This is a genomic window from Flectobacillus sp. BAB-3569 (assembly GCF_002270355.1).
Lineage (GTDB): Bacteria > Bacteroidota > Bacteroidia > Cytophagales > Spirosomataceae > Flectobacillus > Flectobacillus roseus.
The window spans coordinates 180,414-207,079 of sequence record NZ_NJFZ01000022.1; the positions used below are offsets into that span (position 1 = coordinate 180,414).

Annotated in this window: 19 protein-coding genes; 5 read left to right on the forward strand and 14 right to left on the reverse strand. The window is 37.9% G+C overall.

Annotated features, from left to right (window positions below):
• Positions 1–10: 10 nt before the first annotated feature.
• Both BWI92_RS20675 and BWI92_RS20680 read right to left on the reverse strand, forming a co-directional pair.
• Positions 11–2,533 carry a M14 family metallopeptidase gene (locus BWI92_RS20675; RefSeq protein ID WP_229363425.1) on the reverse strand — a complete coding sequence of 841 codons (2,523 nt, stop codon included), beginning with the start codon at positions 2,531–2,533 and terminating at the stop codon, positions 11–13.
• 233 nt (positions 2,534–2,766) lie between these two features.
• Positions 2,767–3,165: a TraR/DksA C4-type zinc finger protein gene (locus BWI92_RS20680; RefSeq protein WP_229241904.1), complete on the reverse strand. Its 399-nt coding sequence runs from the start codon at positions 3,163–3,165 to the stop codon at positions 2,767–2,769.
• Positions 3,166–3,609: 444 nt separating this feature from the next.
• On the opposite strand from BWI92_RS20680, the gene BWI92_RS20685 reads away from it, so the two are divergent.
• Entirely contained in the window at positions 3,610–4,884 is a 1,275-nt protein-coding gene (locus tag BWI92_RS20685; protein WP_095166370.1) for a Glu/Leu/Phe/Val dehydrogenase, read from the forward strand.
• Positions 4,885–5,115: 231 nt separating this feature from the next.
• Here the strand turns inward: BWI92_RS20685 and BWI92_RS20690 are convergent, their stop codons facing one another.
• Complete coding sequence (locus BWI92_RS20690; protein WP_217903457.1) at positions 5,116–6,447, reverse strand: DUF58 domain-containing protein; 1,332 nt, start codon at positions 6,445–6,447, stop codon at positions 5,116–5,118.
• 342 nt (positions 6,448–6,789) lie between these two features.
• Here BWI92_RS20690 and BWI92_RS20695 point away from each other — a divergent pair, with 342 nt between their 5' ends.
• The gene (locus BWI92_RS20695) at positions 6,790–7,749 is read left to right on the forward strand and encodes a MoxR family ATPase (protein ID WP_095166371.1); all 960 of its coding nucleotides are present in this window, start codon (positions 6,790–6,792) and stop codon (positions 7,747–7,749) included.
• Positions 7,750–8,029: 280 nt separating this feature from the next.
• Here BWI92_RS20695 and BWI92_RS20700 read toward each other — a convergent pair whose 3' ends face one another.
• The 6 genes from BWI92_RS20700 to BWI92_RS20725 form a co-directional block, all read right to left on the reverse strand.
• On the reverse strand, positions 8,030–9,424 hold the full coding sequence (locus tag BWI92_RS20700; RefSeq protein WP_141234860.1) for a DUF6056 family protein: 1,395 nt from the start codon (positions 9,422–9,424) through the stop codon (positions 8,030–8,032).
• 218 nt (positions 9,425–9,642) lie between these two features.
• A complete protein-coding gene (locus tag BWI92_RS20705) occupies positions 9,643–10,530 on the reverse strand; it encodes a DMT family transporter (RefSeq protein ID WP_095166373.1) in 888 nt (295 codons plus the stop codon).
• A gap of 232 nt (positions 10,531–10,762) precedes the next feature.
• Positions 10,763–11,842, reverse strand: a complete 1,080-nt coding sequence (locus BWI92_RS20710; protein ID WP_095166374.1) for an LptF/LptG family permease — start codon at positions 11,840–11,842, stop codon at positions 10,763–10,765.
• Between the two features lie 138 nt (positions 11,843–11,980).
• Positions 11,981–12,415 carry a Fur family transcriptional regulator gene (locus BWI92_RS20715; protein ID WP_095166376.1) on the reverse strand — a complete coding sequence of 145 codons (435 nt, stop codon included), beginning with the start codon at positions 12,413–12,415 and terminating at the stop codon, positions 11,981–11,983.
• Between the two features lie 4 nt (positions 12,416–12,419).
• Positions 12,420–14,309, reverse strand: a complete 1,890-nt coding sequence (locus BWI92_RS20720) for an ABC transporter ATP-binding protein (protein ID WP_095166378.1) — start codon at positions 14,307–14,309, stop codon at positions 12,420–12,422.
• A 150-nt stretch (positions 14,310–14,459) separates the two neighbouring features.
• A complete protein-coding gene (locus BWI92_RS20725) occupies positions 14,460–15,485 on the reverse strand; it encodes a gliding motility protein (RefSeq protein ID WP_095166380.1) in 1,026 nt (341 codons plus the stop codon).
• 436 nt (positions 15,486–15,921) lie between these two features.
• Between BWI92_RS20725 and BWI92_RS20730 the strand changes: the two genes are divergently transcribed.
• Positions 15,922–16,698 carry a porin family protein gene (locus BWI92_RS20730; RefSeq protein ID WP_095166382.1) on the forward strand — a complete coding sequence of 259 codons (777 nt, stop codon included), beginning with the start codon at positions 15,922–15,924 and terminating at the stop codon, positions 16,696–16,698.
• An 80-nt stretch (positions 16,699–16,778) separates the two neighbouring features.
• On the opposite strand, the gene BWI92_RS20735 is transcribed toward BWI92_RS20730, so the two are convergent.
• From BWI92_RS20735 to BWI92_RS20755, 5 genes are all read right to left on the reverse strand, one after another.
• The gene (locus BWI92_RS20735) at positions 16,779–18,320 is read right to left on the reverse strand and encodes a GH3 auxin-responsive promoter family protein (RefSeq protein WP_095166384.1); all 1,542 of its coding nucleotides are present in this window, start codon (positions 18,318–18,320) and stop codon (positions 16,779–16,781) included.
• 588 nt (positions 18,321–18,908) lie between these two features.
• Entirely contained in the window at positions 18,909–20,732 is a 1,824-nt protein-coding gene (locus BWI92_RS20740) for a glycosyltransferase (protein WP_095166386.1), read from the reverse strand.
• Positions 20,733–21,457: 725 nt separating this feature from the next.
• A complete protein-coding gene (locus tag BWI92_RS20745) occupies positions 21,458–22,417 on the reverse strand; it encodes a N(4)-(beta-N-acetylglucosaminyl)-L-asparaginase (RefSeq protein WP_095166388.1) in 960 nt (319 codons plus the stop codon).
• 95 nt (positions 22,418–22,512) lie between these two features.
• Positions 22,513–23,250 (reverse strand): copper homeostasis protein CutC, encoded by a 738-nt coding sequence (locus BWI92_RS20750; RefSeq protein ID WP_095166391.1) that lies wholly within the window; start codon positions 23,248–23,250, stop codon positions 22,513–22,515.
• A gap of 152 nt (positions 23,251–23,402) precedes the next feature.
• Complete coding sequence (locus BWI92_RS20755; RefSeq protein ID WP_095166393.1) at positions 23,403–24,011, reverse strand: hypothetical protein; 609 nt, start codon at positions 24,009–24,011, stop codon at positions 23,403–23,405.
• A gap of 553 nt (positions 24,012–24,564) precedes the next feature.
• On the opposite strand from BWI92_RS20755, the gene BWI92_RS20760 reads away from it, so the two are divergent.
• The gene (locus BWI92_RS20760) at positions 24,565–24,786 is read left to right on the forward strand and encodes a DUF2795 domain-containing protein (protein WP_026997867.1); all 222 of its coding nucleotides are present in this window, start codon (positions 24,565–24,567) and stop codon (positions 24,784–24,786) included.
• Between the two features lie 107 nt (positions 24,787–24,893).
• A complete protein-coding gene (locus BWI92_RS20765; protein ID WP_095166395.1) occupies positions 24,894–26,354 on the forward strand; it encodes a M17 family metallopeptidase in 1,461 nt (486 codons plus the stop codon).
• Positions 26,355–26,666: the final 312 nt, after the last annotated feature.

Consider the following 26,666-nt stretch of genomic DNA (forward strand, 5'->3'; position numbering starts at 1 on the left):
GGGCTATATATTAATCCTCGTCGCCCCCTCTGATACCAGAAAGAATATTGCTTCCGAAGAAAATAGCATTCAAAAATAACTTATTAGTTCCATACCAAAAAGCTCTGAAGTTAGGATTGTCAGTCATCACGATAACTTTTCCTGCTCCGTAAGCCGTAGCAACTACCGCTGGAGTGTTCTTCATCGTCTTTCTATTTGGCTCAGTAATGTACCCGCTAACCAACGGATCGTTTGAGTAAATTAGTGGTGCATTGTATGGATCTTTGATTTTTTCTAAGAAAATCGTATTGTCCTTAAATACACTCAAAGTTGGTTCTTTGTAACCGTAGCCAATAGGGTGAGTTGGGTCTAATTTTACTTGAAAAATAGCTCCAGCAATCAATTGAGCGCCTTTGTAGCGTTCAGCCAAAGCATAAGGTTTTGGACTTGAAGTGGTATCTGCTGGCGTATTTTTGATTTTTACAGGTGAAAGTCCTTTCGAAGCTACCCATGGTACAGCATCTGTTACAGCGATTAGCGTACCACCTGCACGTACCCAGTTTTTGATTTTCTCTTCATTCAAGGCACTATACTCACCACTCGACAAAATCAAGGTATTGTATTTGTCAAGGCTCATACGGTTTACTTGGGCAATATCAGACATCGTCAACGGTAAGTTTACGCGAGTATCCAATAAGTGCCAAATTTCTCCTGCATCGTTTGGATTGATACCTGCTCCTGTAATCATCAATGGACGTGGTGCGCGCATTGGGGCAAAATAGCTACTTCCTAAGTCTATACCTGTTGGCGTTAAGCCTGTTGGAGCAGCGTAGAAATCAACGCCATCTCGTTCTGCCAATTTCTCTAACAAAGCACGTAATCCGTCGAGGTTACTTAGTTGGTTACCACCTGCGGTGATTTCGACTGTACCATAGTCAAAAGATTTGGTACCACCTTCGATAACGCCTGTAAATGGCTCTGTGGCAACTTTGAGCTTATAGCCTTTTTTCTGCAATTCGTAGGCTGCACGTGGAGCAAAATATCCGTCCCATTCAAACAAGTAAGCGTAATTGCTTGTACCAACTACGCGACCTTTAGGGAAATCATTTTTAGATATCTTTTCACCTAATGCTACAGGAGTTTTTGCTTCGCCATAAGGTACGTTGAAGCATAATGGCATTCCCCATGCTGAAATATCATAGAAAAGTGAATCTTCGAATTTGGTACGTTTTTCAAAAATACCCTGAGCCAAACGATACTGTGGTTGTGAAAGTGGCACTACATATGAATTTTCTTTTTTGAATGATTTACCTTCTACTGTTTCATCTTTTGACAAACGATATACTTCAATGTCGTGCTGACGTAAAATACGGATCATTTCATGAGTCTTCACATGATCTGTTGTATTACCAAAAACGTAAGCTTGCGTAGCGCTAGGGTTTTTCTCCTGATAAAACGTGCGTTGGTAATCTAACAATTCTTGACGCATTGATTTGGCAGCGCGAAGTGTCGAAAGGGTCGTCGTGAATTGATTACGAATCGTAAAGGCAAAACTCATCGGACCGTTAGGCGTTTCTTGTAAATGTCCACGTGAACTAGCCTGTTCAAACAAGATACCTATACAACCTTGTGCATCTGGGAAGGTCGAACCTTTTCCGTAATAAAAATCATCGTAACCTTCTTTCGTAAAATATAAAGAGCCGATTTTATCTAATGCTGAGGCATGGAATTTCCCGATTTTCTCAGTCAATTCAATGTTTTTCTTTGGCGTAATCGGGTGCGTACGTGCTGGAATTCCTGGTTGGAAAAAGAATGACGAGCCACTACCCATTTCGTGGTGGTCAGTCAAAATGTTTGGCTTCCACTCATGGTATTTCACAATACGGCCTTTACTTTCAGGGTGTTGTGTGTACAACCAGTCACGATTAAGGTCAAACCAATAGTGGTTATAGCGACCACCTGGCCAAGTTTCATTCAACTCACGACTGTTTGGGTCAGCTACTAAGTTCATGCTTTTATTGGCATTTACCCAGCTCGAAAAACGTTCGCCACCATCTGGATTGATGCGTGGGTCTACCAAAATCACCGATTCATTTAACACTGAATCTATTTCGGCTCCTTGTGCTGCTGCCAAATAATATACTGCCAAAGGAGAGGCATTAGTCCCACTAGCTTCGTTACCATGTACTGAGTATCCCATCCAAACAACGATTGGCATATCGGCAGTTTTGAGGCTCGACGATTTGTCTAGTTCAACAAGTTTATGGTGTTCAGCTTTGATTTGGTCGATATTAGCCAAATTTTTTGGAGAAGAAATCGTCAGGAGGAGGAGCGGACGGTTTTCGTAAGTTCTACCGTATTCGACAAGCTTGACACGGTTAGAAACTTCAGCGACTTTTTTCATGTATCCAACAAGTTGCTCGTGTTGGATATGCCATTCGCCTACCTGGAAGCCAAAATACTGCTGTGGGGTAGGAATGGCAGGGTCATACTTCACATTTTGTGGCAAATAATAGCTGTCTGCCACTTGAGCAAACGATAAATGAGTAAGCATTAAAAGCAAAAAAGCGGTTGCCCGCTTTAATATGCTAATGCTAAACGAGTAGCGGTAATTCATAGTGTGAAAAGTTGGTTGATAAAGAAAGACGATAAAAATTTGCGACACCACGTTGAGAATGGTGTCTATATAAAAAGCTTTAAAATAAATGCACACGAATTACCAGAAGATTTTCTAGAGGCTAGCCAATCTTTAAGTAAAAGCACTAGAAACTCGGTTGACAAACGTGATTAACGTTGCTTCATGAGTTTTGCTTCAATGGTTTGTTGTGTATGAGGCACAGCTCTCAAACGTTCTTTAGGGATCAACTTACCAGTATCGATACAAACACCATAAGTGCCGTTTTTGATACGAATCAAAGCATTTTCCAACTGAGTTGAAAACTTTTGTAAGCGAGCAGCCAACTGGCTCATACTTTCTTTTTCAGAAGTATCAGCACCATCTTCCATCAACTTTGAGCTTCCCGAAGTCACATCAGTACCTGGGTCGTTACGCTTGTGTAGAGCTTCACGGATGTAATTTAATTCACTACGAGTATCATCTAATTTTTTAGTGATTAGCTCTTCAAACTCCTTCAATTCTTCTTCAGAATAGCGTGTTTTTTCTTCTACCGAACCTGTATTCATCATAATTGTACCAATGATTTTAGTGAGTCAAAGTCCCTTTGCGTAGGGAACATCCTTAAAATTGCGCAAATATACGTGGTAAATTTTTAGTAATTGAAATATTTCAAGAAATAATAAAAATTTTCCGAAAAATAACAATTTGGTAATTTACCAATTTTGCCAATGGTTATTTGGTAAATGCTTGTATTACCCATAAAGTTAAAAAGCAAAAATGAAAAATTGTGCAAAATTGTGTTTTTGGCTAAAAAATCGGGTATTTCTACTTACAGACCAGACACTTGACATTCTCGTTTAAGGGTTGCAATATTGTGAATATTTCATTAACAAATTGATTTTTTAGAAGTTTATTTTGTATTTTATAAAGAACGAACTGGTGGTTAATTTATGAGAAAAATCACTCAATTTTTTTATGAAATTCAATAGATTTCAACAAACTGTGATAATGCTATGACATACATAGAACCAGCTCCTATCAAAGATAAGGAGAACCCTTTGGAATCCATGATGCAGCGATTTGACAAGGCTGTAGAGTTGTTAGGTATCTCTGAAGAAATGTACTATATCTTGAAAGTACCTGCTCGTCAAGTAACGGTTGGATTACCAATTACCATGGACGATGGAAGAATCAAAGTATTTGAGGGTCACAGAGTTATACACTCAAACATCCTCGGGCCAGCCAAAGGAGGTATTCGTTTTGACCCAGCTGTAAACATCGATGAAGTTCGTGCTTTGGCAGCTTGGATGACTTGGAAATGTGCCGTAGTGGATATTCCTTACGGTGGTGCAAAAGGTGGTATCGCTTGTAACCCTCGCGAAATGTCTGCGGGTGAAATGGAGCGTTTGATGCGTGCTTACACGGTAGCAATGTTAGACGTATTTGGTCCAGATCGTGATATTCCAGCTCCTGATATGGGTACTGGTCCGCGTGAGATGGCTTGGCTGATGGACGAATACTCAAAAGCAAAAGGTATGACTGTAAATGCTGTCGTGACGGGTAAACCACTAGTTTTGGGTGGTTCGTTGGGTCGTACAGAGGCAACAGGTAGAGGTGTGATGGTTTCGGCTATGGCGGGTATGGACAAACTAAAAATCAATCCGTACAAGGCTACAGCGGCTATTCAAGGTTTTGGTAATGTGGGCTCGCATGCGGCTATTTTGTTGCATGAAAGAGGCGTAAAAGTAGTGGCTATTTCTGATATTTCAGGTGCTTATTACAACGAAAATGGTATCGATATCGAAGGTGCTATCAAATATAGAGATTTGAATCGTGGTACTTTAGAAAACTTCCCTGGCGCTGAAAAAATCACTAACGAGCAGCTTTTGACGTTGGATGTAGATGTATTAGTGCCTGCTGCTAAGGAAGACGTTATTACACACGATAATGCTAGCTTTATTCAAGCAAAAATGATTGTAGAAGGTGCTAACGGTCCAACTTCGGCATCGGCTGATGATATTATTAATGAAAAAGGTATTTTGGTTGTACCTGATATTTTGGCTAATGCTGGTGGTGTAACTGTATCGTATTTTGAATGGGTACAAAACCGCATGGGCTACAAATGGAATCTCGACCGTATCAATCGCCGTTCTGATCGTATCATGAAAGATTCTTTTGATAAGGTATTCCTAACTTCTCAACAATTTAATGTTCCAATGCGTATTGCTGCTTATATTGTAGCTATCAAAAAAGTAGCTGATACCTACAAATTTAGAGGTGGATATTAATCGGTATCTGTAGAGGCGCAATGTTTGTGTCTTAAGCAGTATCAAAAAAGCGGTCGAAAAACCTTTTTTGACCGCTTTTGGGTGAAATATATTTATTCATTTACCTTTTCTTATTACAAAACAAAAAGTTAAAAGCACTAAGCAATCAATAATTTTACGATTGCTTAGTGCTTTTTGTATAAATCAACAGGTCAAAAGCCAATAGCCGATAACCAATACCTGATAACTCCTTTAAATCGCTCCTTTAGCTTTCAACATCAAATACTTATTGATGGTATTAATGGATAATTGCTGAGGACTTGTCAATAACGCCTGAATCCCATATTGCTCTAATTCTTTTACAATTAGCTTTTTTTCATAGTAAAACTTTTCTGCAATAGTTTTCTGGTAAATCTCTGCCGTTGTCGATGCGGGTTGTTCAAGGATATTTTGTAGTCCCGTATTTTCAAAGAAAACTACTAAAACTAGGTGTTCTTTAGCAAGTTTTCGAAAATGAGGAAGTTGGCGACGCATAGAATTGACCGTTTCAAAATTGGTATAAATTATCAACAGGCTTCGTTGCTTGATTTGCTTTTTGACATGGATATACAATGCTTCATAGTCGCTTTCCTGAAAAAGTGTTTGTTGGTGGTACAACATATCCAAAATGCGGTGAAGCTGCCCAGATTTTCGATCGGCCAAAAGTGTTTGATTAATTTTATTCGAAAAAGTAATAATGCCTGCTTTGTCGTGCTTGTGTAAAGCGATATTTGACAATACCAAGCTCGAATTGATGGCATAATCCAATAGCGTGAGTCCATCAAAAGGACTTTGCATGATTCGACCTTTGTCGATAAGGCAATAAATAGACTGTGCTCGTTCGTCCTGATAACTATTAACCATCAGCTCGTTGCGTCGGGCTGTAGCCTGCCAGTTGATTGTTCGAATATCATCGCCTTGTACGTAGCTTCTAATTTGTTCAAACTCCTGCGTATGCCCAATTCGTCTGATTTTTTTGATACCCACATCCGTCAAACGGTTCGAGATCGCCATTAATTCATATTCTCGCATTTGTAAAAATGAGGGATATACGGCTACCGTTTTATCTTTTTCAAACTGAAAACGACGCTGTAACAAACCAACAGGTGAACTTACAAAAACATTTAAGGCACCAAATAGATATTCGCCTCGCTCGGTAGGTCGGAGGGTGTATTGTAAATTTTGTGTTGTGTTACTTTCTAATGTAGTATCTATTTGAAAATCTCTCTTTTGAAATTGAAAAGGAATCTCATCGACTAAGCTAACTTTTACCTCAAATCCATAACGATTTTCTAAGGCAATTTCGATGGTATTTTGGTCGCCATTGGACAAACGTTCTGGAATAAATCTTTTGGCAAGAAACGTTTTTTGACTACCCAATAACATGGCTAAGTCTACCAAAAGCATTCCTCCAAAGGCCAAGCTCAATAACACAGAAACATTGAAAAGCCAAGGCAATACAAATGCTAAACAGAAAAGGCTAATTAGGGCGGTAAATCCCCAATAGACAGGTTTATTGATATAGATAGATAAGATTTGTTTCACGAGAAAGTGGAATTGTGCGAGTAATACAATAGCATAGAACGAGACTCTTTGCTTTTAGTAAATTTGTATGGTTTTTTCCATAAAATCAAACCCTTTATCCCAACTTCAAAGGTAAAGTTTTGGAAAAATGAATGAAACATAGCCGTTTGACCTACTCGAAGGTTTTAATTAGAGCAAAGAAGCTTCCAATCATTGAAACCTGATACGATTGGCAGTTTGCGCTTTTTTTCGTAAACTTGTCAAGAAAGCCTAGGGGAATAGCGTTGTTGGAAAAGGAGGATGACAATAACTTCTCGCTTGTGATTAGGCAAATTGATACAAAAACTTACTTCTTATTGACTGATGAATTCTCGCGCAAAAATAAAACAGGTATTTGATGAAATGGGTAAAATCGTGGTGGGGCACGAGCGCCTTACCAACAGATTGTTGATTGGGCTATTTACTGGAGGGCACGTTCTTTTGGAAGGTGTGCCAGGTTTGGCCAAAACCCTTACGATAAATACCCTTGCCAAAATCCTTGATTTGAATTTCCACCGTATTCAATTTACTCCAGACTTATTGCCTGCTGATTTGATTGGGACGATGATTTACAACCGTAAGCTTGACGATTTTGAAGTACGCAAAGGTCCTATTTTTGCCAATATCATTTTGGCCGACGAAATCAACCGTGCACCTGCCAAGGTACAGTCAGCATTGTTGGAGGCGATGCAAGAAAAGCAAGTAACGATTGGCGACGAAAGCTACATTTTAGATAAGCCTTTTTTGGTACTAGCTACCCAAAACCCTGTAGAGCAAGAAGGTACTTTTCCATTGCCCGAAGCCCAAGTAGACCGTTTTATGCTAAAGGTATTTATGGGATATTTGAGCAAAGAACAAGAACTAGAAGTAATGCAAAAAATGTCAAATATGGACTTTAATTATAAGCCCAAAGTTATTTTGACAAAAGAAGACATTTCTAATATTCGTCAAGAAATCAATAAAATTACGATTTCTGAAACACTCGAAAGATATATCATCGAATTGATTTTTGCGACACGAAAGCCTGGAGATTATGGTTTGAGAGACGAAGCCCGCTATGTGCAATTTGGAGCATCACCACGTGCTACCATTAACCTCAACCTTGCTGCAAAAGTGCTAGCTTATCTTGACGAAAGAGATTACGTATTACCAGAAGATATTAAAGAAATAGCCCCTGATGTACTGAACCACCGTATTATGCTCAATTATGAAGCTGAGGCCGATGGTATCACAACTATGCAGGTAATCGATACCATTTTGAGAAGAGTGGCTATTGGTAGATAAGTTGAAAATAGAAACCATTTTGACTTTAGTAGTTAAAAATCTGAGCTTTAGCAGTAGAGACGCAATGATTGCGTCTTAATCAGCCTCATATCTAGCACGGTAAAATCAAAAAAGGCGGTCGAAAACTAATTTCGACCGCCTTTTTTGATAATGTATTTCAACAGGGTACCTCTTTAGACGCAAAGCATTGAGTCTTTACTAGTAAAATGTAGATTAACAATAATCACTCATCCACTCAATCGAAAAATCACTCAATTAAGGAAAGGATGTGTTAGCAGATTTATTTCTTCATCACAATCACCTTCTTTTTAAAATAAGTCGCATAGCACTTGTTCCAAAGATGGTCTTGATTGTCTTTGATTTCATCAAAATACAAAGTTTTAGGAGCGTGTTTCAAAGGTGTTACATAAATGGTATCCGCTTTTGACTCCTGAATTAGCTTGTATCTAGCCGTCATTTCTTCATCATATCCTTTGGCATTTCCGGAGCGAATATCCGCATACATAATTCGTAGATTGGTACTTTTTGACCAGGCAAATAACGACCATGCTGTTAATCCCAGTACAAAAATGACGTTGTGCAAAGGTAACGTAATCAGTTTTGGAAACTGATTGAGGATACTTAATGCCAAGTAAAACCAACCTGCTAAGAAAAACACATAAATGGCATTTTTGACACGATCGGGCACGCCATCAGGGTTGCCGTAGTGAATCGCAAAAAACATTAAGGTGAGCAAAATCCCAAGGCTTGCGATGGTATAAAGCAAATTGGTTTTGAATAATGCTATCTTGGTATTGGGTACAAATTTTTGATACCATGCCGCAAACAAAAGAGTCATAGGCAGGAGTGGACTATAAACTACCCAGTGGAAACTATCTTTGAATGTTGATTTGATTGCCTTCGTTATTGCCAAGACGATATTACCACTCAAAGCACCTCCCTGCATTCGCACTTGGTTGCCTGGGGCTTTGATGACCAAGAAATACGCACACAACACTGCTACAATGCCAAGCATGCTAAAAAACTTGTCAAAACGTTTTTCAAAAAGACGAAAATATAGCCAAACTAGCCCTAGAAAAGCAATAATCATCAACATTACTACTTCGTTTGAACCTACAATAAAAAAGACTAATGTGGCGCAAAGTAAGGCAATGGCATTCTGAAGGGATTGATATTGTGGAGAATAATATCGTATGAGCACAGCCACCAAATACATCCAATAGCACACCGATATGGGAAAAATAAAGACTGAAGTGTACCAGAAAAAATTGTCAATTATACTCGCAGATTCAGCAATGTAAAGGCTCAAAAATGATCCAGTCAGCACTAGTTTATTGCTACGACTGGTTGGAATAAACTCTCCAATCATCAGGTAAAATGAATGAAATAGTAGCACCAAAATGAGGACTGGCATAATCTTGACAAAGCCAAAATAACCAAATGCTAGCGGCGAGGCATGAAATAGCATATTAGAGATATATCGTCCCGACCAGCCTTCGTAGTATAAACGCTGACCCTCCCAAAATCCATAATCACGGGTCATGTAAGCAAAGCAATAGTCGTCTGCTACAGATGGATGATTGAAATAGCCCAAAATAGCAATGGGCACTACACTAAGTAAGAAAATTACCCAGATAATCGAATGCGAAAATGCCTTAGTTTGTATAAGTTTCAAAACCAAACGTAAACTTGAGTGAATGAATATGAAAGAAGTCTACTCAGACTTATAGGACGATGTCTGGTAATAAGAATTTTAGAATTCCTAAATGCTTATTGCCTTCAAAGCTATCTTTCAAATGAGCATATTTGAAAGATAGCTCTAACAAAATTACCTGATTTCTTAGATTTTCTTGTTAGCCAATTAATAAATACTCACTTTGATCAAGAAAAGAATCAATTGCCAAACCTTTTATTCAAAATAGGATAAATCAAAATAGCGATTAAAATAACGCCTGTTCCAGCATAAAAACCCAAGTTCATCTGTTCTTTTTCTCCAAAAATCAGATAGGCAAATATAATCCCATACACAGGCTCAAGATTGAGGGCAAGATTGAAAATAAAAGCCGAAAATTTGATTAACAATTCAACCGTGACACTGAACGCATACACAGTACAAACCAAAGACAATATTGCCAACCAGAGCCAGTCCCAACCGTGTGGGATTACTTGCTCGATGGTTAAATATCCGCTTTTGAGTGTATAGAGCAATGGGATCAAAGAGGTAATCGCTGCGCCTGTCATTTCGTAAAAAGTAATAACCTGCGAAGGGAACGACTTACCAAGTTTGGAGTTAATTACCGAAAATAAGGCACTTAGCATAGCCGCCAAAATACCTAAAATCAAGCCCCAAATGTGTTTTACTTCCGATAAAAAAATCATGCAAAGTCCACCTATGACTAATAAACCAAGCAACACTTCATGTGGACGAATTTTACGTTTGTAAGTAATAGGCTCGATAATACTTGTCCACAAAGTAGCTGTGGAAAAGCCCGCCAAGCATAAGGCTACATTGGATATTTTGGCTGCAAAGAAAAACAAAAACCAGTGCAATGATATCAAAAATCCCGTTGACAATAACTTGATTGCACCCGAACGATTTATGTTTAAATCTACCTGACGAAACTTTAAAACAAAATATATTCCGACAGCGGCAATGGCAGTTCTGAAAAATACAGTGCTCAAAGAATGTACAGAAATAAGCGTCCCTAATATCGCCGTAAAACCAAGTAACAATACAATAAAGTGTAATTGGACATAGTCTTTGGTAGTTTTGTTTTGCATAAAATCTGTTGTTTAATCAACCAAGGTATACTTGTTTTAGAACAAATGAAATAAAAGTGGAGTATAAACAAAATGAGTTAACTATTGAGTTAGTAAACATTAGTCCATAGACACGCTGTTTCATAACTGAAAAGTTAACTCATTTAGAGGATTTATAAATTACAAATTGTGAATGATGAGTATAAGGTGTTGATAGTTAAAGTTTTAATTCACAACTCATTATTCATCTTTATTATCGAGGAATCGTATAGTATAGTAATACCCCGATACCGCTAAAAATAATATTGGGTAGCCACACTGCTAGGAGAGGAGGCATCGTACCTGACTCGGCCATACCTTTACTCATCATAAAAAACATGATGTAAACAAAGGCCAGCATAAAGCCCAAAGCAATCTGAAATCCAACGCCCCCACGAGATTTTCGTGCTGATACAATCAAACCAATCATGGTTAGGATAATAATGGCAAAAGGGTTGGCAAATCGCACGTATTTTTCTACCACAAACACCTCAACACCATCGGCACCACGAGATTTTAACTTGGCAATATGCGCATTTAACTCTGGCAGCGTAAAGGTTTCATGAAGTTGATAATTACTGTCAAAATCTTTGGGCGAAAGATTAATCGTTGAGTCGATTTTGGCACCATACGTCAACTTTTCTTTTCCCTCACCTTCAAAGGCACGAATACGATAATCATGGATAGTCCATTTATGACGAGTAGTATCCCAAGTAATTCTTTCTGCCATCAACTTGCTCATTAGTTGATTATTCTGAATTTTTTCTAGGGTAAATCTGTAGCCTGTATTCGAGTTGTTGTCGTACGTTTCCATGTAGGCGTACGTATCTGGCGCAACTTTGATATGGACATCTCTACCACTGAAATAGTAGGTATCAATAACATATTTCCGTTCAAACTTGATACGAGTTTTGTTCGCAATCGGAATAATCCACGCAACCATGAAAAAGGTAATAACCGCAACAAATGCCGAACCCATCAAATATGGTCGCATTAATCTCAGAAAACTTACCCCAGTACTCAAAATTGCAATAAGCTCGGTGCGAGCTGCTAGGTTTGCCGTAAAAAATACCGTCGAAATAAATACCATTAGAGGACTAATATAATTGGCCCAATAAGGTACAAAGTTGAGGTAATAGCTAAAGAGAATTTCCGAAGTAGGCGCTTGTTTTTTGATAAAGTTGTCAACCTTTTCGGTGTAGTCAATCACCAAAATAATGGCAACAATAATCAAAACAGCAAAAACGTATGTCTTGAGGAATTTTTTTAAAATATATAAATCTAAAATCTTCATGCCTAAGCAAAGGTTGGTATATAGTCGAAGAACGAACGAGCTATTGATTTTTTTACAAAGCTAAATAAAAAACCTCTCATTTTCAGAGAGGTTTGAGATATGCCTAGTGTTGGGTTGTGTTAAATATATTTAAAAACCCTAAAGTATCTGATTACAAGTTTTACAAACGCCTTGTACTAATAAATTGGTTTCGACACGTTGGTATCCTTCTGGCAAGGCAACTTGCGGAATAGTTACGTGGTCGAGACAAGTGGTAAGCCCACACTTAGTGCATTTAAAATGCACATGGTCATGATGATGCTTGTGGTCGTCGGCATGACAATTGTCTTTGCAAAGGGCGTATTTGATACCACCCTCATCGTCGAGTACTTTGTGGATAAGCCCTTTGTCCAAAAATGTTTTGAGTGTACGGTAAACTGTTACACGGTCAAACTTTTCAGACATTTGGGTTTCCACATCAGCATGAGCCAATGCGTAAGCTTTGGTCAAGAAGATATCTAGAATCTCTTCGCGACATTCTGTTTGGCGAAGGCTATAGGCCTTCAAGGTGCTTTTAATTGCGCTCGCATTCATACGTTTACTCGCTTAAAATACTAGACTCATATTGTAGTTTCACAAGGTTGGCATAAATACCTTCTTCTTGCGAAAGCAATGCCTCATGACTTCCTGACTCAGCTATTTCTCCATCTCTCAATACATAAATCGTATCAACGTTTCTGATGGTTGCCAAACGGTGAGCAATAATAATCGTTGTACGATTTTGCATTAACTTATCAAGCGCATCTTGTACCAATTTTTCTGACTCAGAATCCAATGCACTAGTCGCTTCGTCGAGTACCAAAATTGCAGGATCTTTCAAAATGGCTCTTGCAATGGCAATACGCTGACGTTGTCCACCCGATAATTTGACGCCTCTTTCGCCAACAATGGTATCGAATTTTTCAGGGAAAGATTCAATAAAATCTAAGGCATTGGCTTTGCGGGCTGCCTCCGTAATTTCAGCTTCTGTAGCATTGGGCTTACCATAAGCAATATTCTCGCGAATGGTACCTCCAAACAACATGACTTCTTGTGGTACAACGGCAATATTTTGACGTAAAGCAGTCAGGTTGTATGATTGAACGTCTTGACCATCTACTAAAATCTTACCACTATTCAATCGATAGTAGCGAAGTAATAAACCTACGATTGTCGATTTCCCACCACCTGAATAGCCAACTAAAGCAATTTTTTTACCAGCTTCTACCTTCAGTGAAATATTTTTCAATACTTGCATATCTGGACGAGATGGGTATGCAAAGGCAACATTGTCATACACAATTTCACCTTTTACGTGTACAGGTGTTACAGACTCGTTGGTAGAGACTTCTCCTTCTTCATCCAAAATTTCGAGGATACGTTCAGACGCTCCAATCGTTCTTTGGATTTGAGCATAAATATCACCTAAACCACCTACAGAACCACCGATAAAGCCCGTATAGATGATAAATGTCAATAGTTTGTCAAATGTCAATTCATGATTTTGTACCAAATGACCACCGTACCAAACTACCCCTACAATAGCTCCAAACAAAACAAAGATGATAAATGAAATAAAGCTACCTCTAAAAGTGGCAGTGCGAAGCGCCCAGTTCAATACTTTTTCGAGCGAAGTCGTATAACGATTTACTTCAAAAGCTTCATTGGTAAATGCTTTTACGACATTAACTGATTGAAGGGTTTCTTCTACAATTACATTGGTTTGTGCCAATTCATCTTGTACTTTTTTAGAATTTTTACGAATAAACTTTCCAAAAAAGAAGGCAGCTACCACCAAAATCGGGAAGGTAGAAAGCATGAATAGCGTAAGTTTTCCTGAGAAATAAATAATCAAACAGATACCTCCAATCAACGTAAAGATTTGGCGGAAAAACTCAGCTAATGTTACTGAAAGAATATCCTGTAATTGAGTTACATCCGAAGTAATACGGCTCATTAGTTCGCCTACACGATTTTTTTCGAAGAACGTTACAGGCAAAGAAATCATTTTGCCATAAAGCTCTTTACGAATATCGCGAATCGAGCGTTCTGTTACTCTCGAAAAGGTGTAAACTCTAAAGAACGAAAACAAAGCTTGTGCCGCCAAAATCGCCAAGAATAACAAGGTCATTTGGTCGAGTGTCAGCTTTGGCAGGTTCATGACCGAGCTACTTTGCATTTGCTGCATCATAGGGTTGTTGGACATGGCCTGCATTTGTTGAGCATCGTTGGGCGAAAGGATAGACGCTACCATTTGACCCATCAACAAAGGCACACTCATGGAGGTGATTTGTGATAAAATCAAAAATATAAAACCAATCGCAAATGTTCCTTTGTAAGGTGCTGTAAATCTAAAAATCGATAACGCTTTTCTTAGTCCTTCTTTCGTAATTTTCTTTTTATCCTGTGGAGATGCATCGTCTCCAAACTTATCGCTTCGCTTTGCCATATTTGAATAACACTGCTCTCAATTTGATGAAAACAGTTGATATTAAATGAATTATTAGTTGGTTTGACTATTAAGGTAATAGTCTTAAATTTCTTTAATCAATCTCGCAATGATAACATAAAATCGAGCCAAATGGTTGACTACTTGATATTATTCTTCGTCAGGTAGTCCTTTGTATTTTGAAGCCTCAAAAATACGCTGCGCATCGGGCTCTTTCATCAAATCTTGAATGGTTAGTTTTTCGTCATCGTAATAGTATTTCGAAACGATTCTGAAGCCTATCCATCTTCCAATACTACCAGGACAAGCGGGGCCAATTTCTGGAGTAGAAGGGCGTTCGCCAATATATTTTCCTTTAGCGGGGTCTTGGGTCGAATACAAGAGTTTGTTATCAATAAAATATGCCCATACAACTTCTTGATTAGCATAGGTAGCGTTTAGCTGTTCGTTAGAATAGCCCAAAAATACGCTATCAGCTTTAGAAGGCATCATTACTTTTCCAAAAACATAACTTTTTCCATACCAAACCATTTCAGCAAGTAGTGTTCTATCTTGTGGATTAGAGGTATTATATCGGCTCGAAAGTTGTAGTATGGCTTGAGGTACTACCACAGCAGGTGATATCTTTTTGATTTGATAATCATAAATATCGGGTAGATATTTACCTTTTTCACCCATAAAATAGTCTATTCCAACAATAATTGTCGAATCACTTACGCGTAGCTCTGGATTAAGGATTGTTCCTTGACCGAAAAAGCCTGTAAAAATAGTATAAATTTTAGGTTCTTTAAAGTCTGGATAATAGTACTTGATATGCTGGAAGGCTTCTTTGAAGTCGTTTTCAAGATTTTGGTTGCCAAAAAATGCTTTTTCCTGAGACTGCTGGTAAAACTCTTGTAAAGCTGGACTGCTAATTTGTGTAAACAGTTTGTTGGCCAAAACAGGAAAAGAAGCAGGCGTTGTATTAAAATATTGACTAGCAAACTCTGTGTACTTTTGTAGAAAAACCAGTACATCTTGTTCGGTTTTACAAGCAAAAAGTTCTTTGTCTAAGTACTGAATCTTAACGTCGACTTTAACATTACTTACATCGGGTTCGCCATCTGTATTATTGTTACAAGCCCAAAGGCATACTGAAACTAAAAAGAGAAGTCCTATTTTTGCAAAAATTTTCATGCTTGTGGTAGCTGTTGAAAGCAATCAGGGTTCAAATGAGTGAGTTGATTTATTATGAGTATTAATTAATCGTGCTAAATGAGATTTAAGTTGTGTGTTGAGGAACTAGGCAACAGGTACAAGGCAAAGAGTTTTAACATATTTTGTAGTAACTACAGATATGTTTTTGCCGAAAGCCCATAGCTGAAAGCCGAAAGTTCAAAATGATCTCTCATAAAAGAATAAAAACATTTTGCCTGATGCCTTCTGCTTATAGTCTAAAGCGTATCCTTTATTTATTAAAACGAGGTATTGTATTGCTCTTACCAACGGCATTGGCAAAATAAATTGAATGATTGTCTGTTTTATAGTTTGAAAATCAAAAGTATACTTACACAACAGTCCATAAAAACTTACTTAATCAATCAAAATATATCAGGTAAGTACCTGCAAAATTATGAAGAAAAACGTATTAATAACCCTTTTTATTCTGGCTACTGTTACAAATGTGCTAGCACAGAATCAATTATGGTCATCGAGTTTGTCGGCGGCTTCTCGCGAATATTGGGGCGGTCGATTCAATAACATGTCAATTGGCTTTAAATTTTCACCAGCGATTACTTTTGTTTCTTTCGAAGGTGTCAAAAACTTTAGAGGAATGTCAGATGGTGCAGCCAAAATTAATATGACCGTTGGGCCGGTCGCAGATTTTTATTTTGCTCAGAAATATGCTTTTAGTACTGGTTTGTGGTATACGGTAAAAGGCGTTTCGTATAATATTTACAATAGTTTTTATGATACCGACGTATTTGTGCAAAAGCCTTTGACCAAAGATGAGATTAAAGCAAATGCCGCAGAATTCAATCTTCAATATCTTCAAATACCTGTTTCGCTTAAAATCTTTAGTGACCAAGTAACCCCGGGAATGCCTTTTTATATCCAGTTTGGAGGTACTTTGGATATTAATATTGCAGAAAAGCCTGTCAATTACGCCAAAAATGCTTTAGTGCAATACCGCGACAGAGTATCCCCGAATTCAGGGATTTTTGGTTTTGGAGAAGCCAACTTGTTATTGGGGGCTGGGTTTGAGAAAAAATTAGGAACAGGAACAGATGCCTTTTTCTTTGGATTGCAATATCAAAGAGGACTTTCAGAAATTAATAGAGGCAGCTCATTTGCTGATATGATTACCAAAACCAACCAGTTAGTGATTGATTTTGGATTGAAATTTTAGGAAATCAGATATAATGAAACATGAGTCATCACTAAATCACCCATTCAACATTCACTCAATTTGTGATGACTCCTATTTAGTTAATTCACATTAGCAGTATTATTCTGATGAACTACAGCTAAAACACTATCTAAATATTCTCGTGAGTTGCACAATCGTGGCACTTTGTGTTGTCCTCCCAATTTACCTTTACTACGCATCCACGAATAGAAGGTATCTTTCTGAACCACGTTGATTTTAGGTGGAGTCAGTACCATGTCTTTGTAGCGCTTGGCGTCATAATCAGAGTTGATAGAGCGGAGCGTCTGGTCTAAAACCTGATTGAACACTTCTTGATTGTTGGGTTCTTGATCAAATTCGATAATCCATTCGTGGCAGCCACTTTTACCCCCGTCCATATACACAGGTCCTGCCGTATAGTCGTTGATAATTGCGCCCGTAGCTTCACATGCTTTAGTGATAGCAATGTCTGAGTTTTCAACGATAATTTCTTCTCCAAAGGCATTGATAAATTGCTTAGTACGCCCCGAAATTTTGAAACGGTAAGGATATTTGGTCGTAAAACGGATTGTATCGCCGATTTTGTAACGCCACAATCCTGCATTGGTAGAGATAATAACGGCATAGTTTTTCCCTATTTCTACCTCATCTAACGAAACAGCCTTTGGGTATTCTTTTTCGATTTCTTCCATTGGAATAAATTCATAAAAGATACCATAATCAAGCATCAGCATCATTTCGTCTTTGCGTGAAATATCATCTTGCACACCAAAGAATCCTTCAGAAGCATTATAAATCTCTAGATAATTAACACTTTCAGAAGGAAAAACTTTATTTCTGAACATATCCCGATAAGGATGAAATGCCACTGCTCCATGAATGAAAAATTCAAAGTTGGGCCATACCTCCAGAATATTGTCTTTACCTGTGATTTCTAAAATTTTATCAATTAATACCAATGTCCACGTAGGAACTCCCAATATGCTTGTGACATTTTCTTGAGAGGTAACTTCTGCCATTTTCTGAATTTTCTCTTCCCAGACATCCATCAACGCTACATCCAAGGATGGCGTACGAATAATCTGAGCCCAAATAGGCAAATTTTTCATGACTACCGCCGACACATCGCCCATGACACTGCGCGAATTCAATTGATTGGACGACAAACTTCCCCCAATTGACAAACCTTTTCCGCTAAAAACCTCAGTATCAGGTTTGTTTTCTACCAAAAGGGTCATCATATCTTTACCACCCATAAAATGACAATCATCGAGACATTCTTTTGATACTGGAATAAACTTACTGCGGGCGTTGGTAGTACCAGAAGATTTGGCGAAATATTGAATATTGGAAGGCCAAAGAATATTCTGTTCTCCCTTCATGGTACGTTCAATGAAAGGAAACAAATCTTCATACGAAGAAATAGGAACACGTTGTTGAAAGTCCCGAATAGAAGAAATACTACGAAAATCGTATTTTTTACCCCACTCTGTATTCTTAGCCGTTTGGATTAATTGCCAAAACATCGTCTCTTGCGTATCCATAGGCTTATCCATAAAAGCCTGAATACGAGGAAGACGCTTTTTCATGAGCCAAACTAGCGTTTCATTTAGAAAATCCATTCGCTAACAAATCTTATAAGTGTTCTAAACAAACTTAACAGAATAAATTGATTGTGTCAATATCAGGAAACTAACTCGTAGGTATTTCTGCGCAAATGCAGATTTATTTTTTATTCAGAAAACAACTTAAAGAAGTACACAAAATAGCGCTTGAAGACTGAATGAGGTGGTAAAAGTCAGAGTTAGAGGATGAATAAGGATAATGCACAAAAGACAAGCAAGATAAGTAGTAATGCAAAAGTAAGATTTAAGTTATGAGTTTAGGCAACAGGCACAAGGCAAAGAGTGTTAAAATGTTTTTTATTACCCATAGCCATGCTTTTTTCCAAATCCCACTGCTGAAAGCCGTTACCTAAAAGCCCAAAGTATAATCTTAAATTTTATTTTGCCCACTAACTTAAGTATTAGTGCAAAAATAAGATTTAAGTGATGCGCTTTAGGCATTAGGCAACAGGTTTTTATAATTGTATGAACACATCTTTATTTTTTAGCTTATAGCGAAATAAGGCTGTGGTTAAAAACTATTTGCCTGATGCCTGTTGCCTAGTAACTTAAATCTTATTCTTCTTTTTTAACATAAAAGTCGTTTTATTTTCTTCTTTTCAATGCCAAATCATGAGAGGTATCGTAATACGTTCTTAGATTCGACCAGTCGAAGGTATCCGAAATGCTTTCGACACGGTTACGTTGGGTGATGCGTTCACGTAAACTTTGTTTGACAAACTTCAACAACATTTCCGATAATTGTTCTGCTGCTTTGTAGAAGTCTTGTGTTTTACGATTGACCACCATAACGCCCCAATGCTCGTAATCACGCATGATTTGCATCATATAATCACCAAAACCTGACAAGTCAGAAGTAATAGTTGGTACGCCACGCGCGATACATTCGAGCGGTGTGTAACCCCATGGTTCATAGTAACTTGGGAAAACCCCAAGGTTACAACCACGTACAAATTGTCCGTAATCAAGTCCAAATAATGGGTTGGTAGAAACGATAAAGTCTGGGTGATAAACAATTTTTACCTTATCCTCAGGATTGTTCATCAAATTAGATTTCTGAACAAAATCTGTGATACCATCATTTTGCTTAAGCAAGTGTGTGACTACTTTTGGACGTTTATTGTTTTTCCAAGTCTGAATCGTTCTTCTTAGACGCAAACGCCAATATTCATCCACAAAATTGTTTAAGTCTGGCATTTGTAAATCGCTCGACGATGCAGATGCTTTGAAAAGCTGCTCACCTACTTGTTTTTCGATAGAATTACAAGTTTCACGAATTTCATCCATTACAGCACGCGAATGCAATACTTCAGGGTCGATTGAATGATAAGGTTGTTTGGTAATAAAAAACATTACGACCGTCTTATCAATCTTAGCTTGCTTCATTTTCCAGTTTAAGCGAGCCAATGCTTCGAGCGTAAGGTCATAGCCCTTGTTGCTATACTCATAACGCCCTGAGGTAAAGAAATATAATGTTTTTTCGAGATTGAATGGTTGACTTTGGAAAAAGTGTCCCATCACAAATTCGTTGATACGATCTTTGTATTTGGTATGTAAATTTTGATGCTCGTGCATAGCCGAGAATCTTGTGATATTCAAACCGTTAGGAAGGATCAAATCTGGTACTTTTCCTAACAAGTATTCACATTCTTTAGCGGTTACATCACTTACGGTTGTCGTAACGTGCGCCTGCAATGCTGCCAAACGCTCAAGTGTGGCTTGAGCCTCAATACCATAATGACGAGCCTCTTTGAGCCAATCGAAGGTATCTATTTTATCATAGAAATTCGGAACATTACCAGCTAAGTAACGACCCAACATGGTAGCGTGAGTAGTAAATACAGTGGCTACTTTTATTTGGTCTTTACGCAAATCTGGAATAGCAGAAGCGGCCATCCATTCGTGGAAATGGGCTACAATATCAATTTTATTTTGTTGTTCCTTCGCTAATTCGGTCAAAAACACGCGAACCATTTCACCAAAAGCAATTACATGACTTACCAATTCCTCAGTATTCAACGTAGATACCTGATGACGCTCCCACAAGCCTGCTTTGAGGGCATTGATATTGTTGTAGATTGACCAAAAATCAAATAAGACAATGCGAGGCTTTCCAGTTACGAGCCAGTAACCATAGTGCACGCCATAGCCCATTGAGCGCATCTTCTGAACAGTTTTACCTAAAACTGAATCATCTAAATCATGAATAGGTTCAAATTCGGCAGATGCTGTTTGTGGGAAGTACGGTCCTAGCAAGAAGTAGTCATCGCCCCATTTTTCCACCATTGAGGGGACTTTTGTACGAATTACAGTATAAATACCACCTACTTGGTTGCAGGTTTCCCAGGCAATTTCTATTAATATCTTTTGTTTTTGGGTAGCAGATTGTAAAGGATTTTGTATTTCCATCGGCTCTTAGTTATAAGGTTTGGCTGCTTGTACCAAGCTATTAGGTTGCTAATATATAAGTATATTCAGTGAATAGGAAACTTAAAGCCATATTTCTATTTTGGCTCAAAATGGGCTATTTGGGGCTTTTCTTAATAAAATCTAATTATTAAAAAATATCAATAAAAGCCCTAAAATCAGCTAAATCCAAATGCGTCATTAATGTGCTTTTGTTGTAATTTATTAATAATCAGAATGTTGTGGTTGATATGTGCCTTGTGGTAAATATAATGACTTTAATATATACTATTTTTACCATTTTATATGCAGGTCTATTCTATTCTTTAGAATAAGGTATGTACAATTATTTCTTTGAATAGTTCTTTAAGTCGTAGGAGGAAAATCTTTTCCCGAATAATAAGTTATTCTTTTCGCCTTCAAAAAAGCCCTCAAGTCATCATGATAACTTGAGGGCTTTTTTGAAAATAAACTTGCCAGATTTTTTCTGAAAGTAGTAACGCAAAAATACCGTAGTCATATAAAAATGACCGTGTATTAGTGCTGTACGAAGTCAAACTATTGCAGATTTTGGATTTCTTATTTCGGAAACAAAGTAAAAAACTTTATTTTTTACAAAATATAGAAGATTATACTTCCGAAATCCAACATCCGATATCCGAAATAAACAGTTTTCATAATCCTTCGTACAGTACTAACCGTGTATTGTTGATTTGTAGCCTATTTCTTTATTTCATGTAATAATCAGCTTCATAAACTTTGGTTATGCCTTCTTTCGTGAGGGTATAACTAAAGCCTTTTTGAATTGAATAAGCGCCATATTCTCCTTGTTTATTTACGGCTAAATAACCAATCTGGAATTCCTTGTAGTTATAACGTTTGACAATACGCATAATGGCTTCCTCACAAGCTTGTTGTGGCGTACGACCATTTCTCATCAATTCTACAATGAGGAATGAACCTAAGGTCTTGAGTACAAACTCTCCCAAGCCTGTAGCACAAGCGCCACCCACTTCATCGTCACAAAATACGGCTGCTCCAATTACTGGAGAGTCACCCACGCGACCATGCATTTTGTATGCCATCCCGCTAGTGGTACAAGCGCCAGATACTTCACCCTTTTTGCCCAATGCCAAAAGTCCAATAGTATCGTGACGTTCAATATTTACTTTTGGCTCGTATTTGGATTCTTTTTTCCATTTCAACCAAGCCTTTTTAGAACTTTCAGTCAATAAGTTTTGCTTTTTGAAGCCTTGCGAAAGAGCAAATTGTAAAGCGCCTGCTCCTGATAGCATTACGTGAGGCGTTTTTTCCATCACGGCACGAGCTACCGAAATAGGGTGCATAATGCCTTCCAGGAATGTTACAGAACCAGCATTGCCCTTTTCGTCCATGATACAGGCATCTAGTGTAACGTGACCATCACGGTCAGGCAAGCCACCATAACCTACGGTAATTTCGTTAGGGTCTGCTTCTGGAATAAGCGCTCCTGCCTCTACAGCATCGAGAGCACGACCTGTTTTTTGAACCATCGCCCAAGCTGCTTCGTTAGCTTTGACATTGTTCCAAGTAGAGATAATAATTGGAAATTCAGCAGGAGCTGAATTTTGTGCTTGAGTCTGATTAGCTGCTAAGGCAGAAAGTCCAGCCAAAGCAGAGGTTTGTTGAATAAAGGTACGACGTTTCATATCTGAGAAATTGGATGTTTTAAAGTACGAGTGGAGGTATGTTCAGTTATTTAAATAAGTTGTTTCTCAATCACTAAAAACAAAACTCAAAAATGCTAAGCGGATTTGAATAGCGCTACGACCGCACGAATTTTTTCGACGTTTGAATACATTACACCATATTCGGGAACTTCCGAAAGTCCGCCCATCGCAATATCTTCTTTCCTAAACTCCATTTCCGAATCTCTAGTCGACTTGCCTGTGAAGTGTAAGGCATCAGCGCCTAATGCTGCTAGTTTTAAGGCATTTCGCACATTGACCCCACTACCAATCATAACGTCAATTCTTCCATTGGCTTGTTTAATTAAAGCTTTAAGGTTTTCTGCGCCTTCTTCTGCCAAGTTTTTTTGTCCTGAAGTTAAGATACGTTTACAACCTGCTTCAATAATATCTTCAAGTGCTTGCAGATAATCGGGAGTCATGTCGATAGCGCGATGAAAAGTAACAGGCAGAGGATGAGCTAATTCGACGAAAGCTTTGGTTTGTTCAACGTTGACACGACCATTTTTCTCTAAAATGCCAAGAACAAAACCGTCGGCTCCTAGTTGTTTAGCTACAAGCATATCTTGTTTCATCTGCTCTAGTTCAAGTGCAGAATAGCAAAAATCGCTACCACGTGGACGAATCATGACATGAACTTCGATAGAAGTATGTTGTTTGGCTAGTTGAATAAGGCCTGCTGATGGAGTCGTGCCACCTTCGTAAGGCGAAGCACACAATTCGATACGATTAGCACCTCCTTGCTCGGCAGCGATACATGATTCGAGCGAGTAAGCGCAAATTTCAATTTTCATAAAATATTATCAGAAAAAAGGGATTTTTAAAATATATGTAAAGGTATCATTTCACGTGACTTTTGATGAGTCATTTAATAAAAATTTTTAATAAGTACTTAACAAGATTTTATTTAACGGTAAAAAATACCAAAGTTTCATGTTTGAATAGCTCAGATACGATAACCTAGGGTAAACATAATGCTGTAGCTAGGACTGGTTAGCTCAAGGGCAGAAGATTTGGCCGTAGGAGAGAGGTTGTACATATAGCTTCCGACAAGTCCTAGTCTTACACTATGTAGGTCTTTGGTAATACCGAGTTCAGTTTTAAGACCTCCATACAAATTTTGAAAGTTATAACCTTGATAATAACTTTTGAATTCTTTTTTTCCAGAAAGAATATTGGCAAATGGACCAAGTGAAATAAAAACGCTGGGGCTAATGGGTTTTTCTGTAGTAATCAAATAGCGAAATTGAGTATTGATATGAATAAAACTTGTTTGTTCACAAGCTTGATCGAATCCTGTACCTATAAGGGTATCGTCTTGCTCATGTCCACCTACTTGTAGATAACCTATTTGAGAAGATACATAAAAATGCTTTTTCTGTAAATAATCAATCCCAAGGGCGGTGGCATAATTAGTATTTCTTTGAGTAAGAATATCGAGCTTGAGCTCATTTCGGAACGAACTAAACAGAACACCATTGTCGATTTTGATAAATTGAGCTTGGGCTACAGGTGAGAATAATAAGAATAGTGCGTAGTAAAGAAGCTTTTTCATGCTAGCGTGTTTCATAGAGTGAGAATAATTAACATAGTGTATACAATGGTACAAATATAGTTGTGACAGGACATCCTGCATGACAACAATTTGAATTTTGTTTTTGTAAAAGCATCTTGATGATATTTTTATTGGGATATGAGTGGATATAGATTCATTATCAATTAGTTATCTATATCTTCGGGAAAAACCCAAAAAATAAAGGCACTTTTCGTAAAAAAACAGGGTTTTGAATATACTTTTTTATAGAAAAATTAGTTAATTACGCATGAGAAAATCAAAATAGAGGTAATATTTGGGCTTTTTTGTAGAAATAGAGAAAAAAGGTAGGCAAATAACCCCATATTTATCATTTTGAAAATTTATTTGAATTATCTAAATAATTACAAACCAGTAATGTTGGTAATTTCAAAAAACTTGTACTTTTGCAGTCCTATTAAATCAATCAAAAAATAGGGGTAAAATAAGCATTTATAAAAGACATAATTGATTTATAGTCAGTAGATTGCTCTATTACCTTCGTTTAACCAGTAACCAAATTTAGAGAAAGAATATGTATTGGACACTAGAACTTGCATCTTACTTAGAAGACGCTCCTTGGCCAGCAACAAAAGATGAATTAATTGACTATGCGATCCGTACAGGCTCGCCATTAGAAGTAGTCGAAAACTTACAAGAATTGGAAGATGATGGTCAACCTTACGAGAGTATCGAAGAAATCTGGCCAGATTATCCTACAAAAGACGACTTCTTCTTTAATGAAGACGAATATTAATTAATCCCCATAAAATGCCACCCCTAAGGTGGCATTTTTGGTTGAGGTCCATTTGGTAGTCAGTAATGCTAAAAGCTATTACTCGATTGCTGTAAACTTTTAAAGCTATGTCTCTTATTCTTTCTTCTTCTCTCGATACACAGGCACAAAGCCGCTTATATGTACTAAATCAAAGTGATAACTTATCCACACAGTTACACGCTATTGCCCAGTCTGAAGCATTTGACGCAGATATTTTAGCGAAGGAGTTTAAGGCTGATTTAAAAGAAACGTTTTCGTTTTATACCGCTCAAGCCCAAAAAGTATTTTTCTTAGGATTAGGAAAAAATGCTGACTCTGCACAAGTAATAAAGGCTTTACGCTATTTCTTTCATCACCAAAAAACAAGAATAGCTGCCAAAATAGATATTATCGTTTCGTCTTTGAATCTTGAGCAACTCGAATGGGTTGCCAATGGCATTGTGTTGGGACAATACAATAGCAAGCTATACAAAACAGAAAGCGAAACGCCTTCAGAGGTTTTTGGCGAAAATGGGCAGATTACTCTTGTTACAGGTGAATTATTCGGTGAAAATGCCCAAAATTTAGTCGATAAAGGTATTGCCACAGCCGAAACGCAGATGGAGATTTTTGATTTGATGAATGCTCCTGCCAACAAAAAAACACCGCGAGTCTTGTGTGATTGGGCTGTAGCTTCTGCGCAAAAATTTGGTTATGTTGCCCATATCATCGACCGACCTGCTTTGGAGAAAGATGGTTTTGAGGCATTATTGGCGGTAGGTCAAGGAAGCGAGCATGACCCAGCGATGATTGTAGTTGAATATCGTTTTCCTTTGCCACAAAAAACAATTGGTTTGGTAGGTAAGGGCGTAACTTTCGATACGGGCGGTATTTCTATCAAATCCTCAACGAATATGCACCTTATGAAATCGGATATGGGAGGTGCTGCTGCTGTGTTGGGTACAGTAGAATTAGCAGCTAAACTAAAGCTACCAATACATATTATCGGTGTTGTGCCAACTTGTGAAAATGCAGTAGACGCCAAATCTTTTAAGCCGAGTGATGTTATTGGTTCGTATTTGGGAAAAACCATCGAAATCATTGATACAGATGCCGAAGGGCGTGTGATTTTGGCAGATGGCTTGGGGTATATGGTCAAAAACTATAAAACTGATTATCTTATCGACTTGGCTACTTTGACAGGAAGTTGTATCTCAACATTGGGTTATCATGCGGCAGGACTATTTACCAATAATGACCAATTAGCTACTCGTTTAAGTAATGCTGGTTCGCATACAGGAGAGCGTTTGTGGAGATTACCTTTGTGGGATTTGTACAAAGAAGATATAGCTTCTGACATAGCTGATGTTAAAAATTATTCGGGAAAACCAATGGCTGGGGCTATTTCAGCAGCCAAGTTTTTAGAAGTATTTACCGAAAATCATACCAACTGGGCACACCTCGATATTGCAGGCACGGCCTTTGGCGATACCGAATTTGTTCCAAGTCGAGCGGGTACTGCTTTTGGTATTCGCTTGTTGATAGATTTTATTGAAGGAGTATTGTAGTAATCAGGCAACAGGCAAAGAGGCATAAGGCAAAGAGTGTTTAATAGTTTTGAAATACACCCATTGATAGCTGTTGATTAGGGTTGTACGAAGGATTCTAAAACTGCCTATTTCGGATATCGGATATGGGATTTCGGAAGTATAATCTTTTATGTTTTGTAAAAAATAAAGGTATTTTACTTTATTTCCGAATTCAGAAATCCCAAATCCGCAATTATTGGAAATCCTTCGTACAGCATTAGCTGTTGATCAACAATTCCACTTAGCGGGTGAATTTATTCACCCGTGACGAAAATGTTTCAATCAGATTAC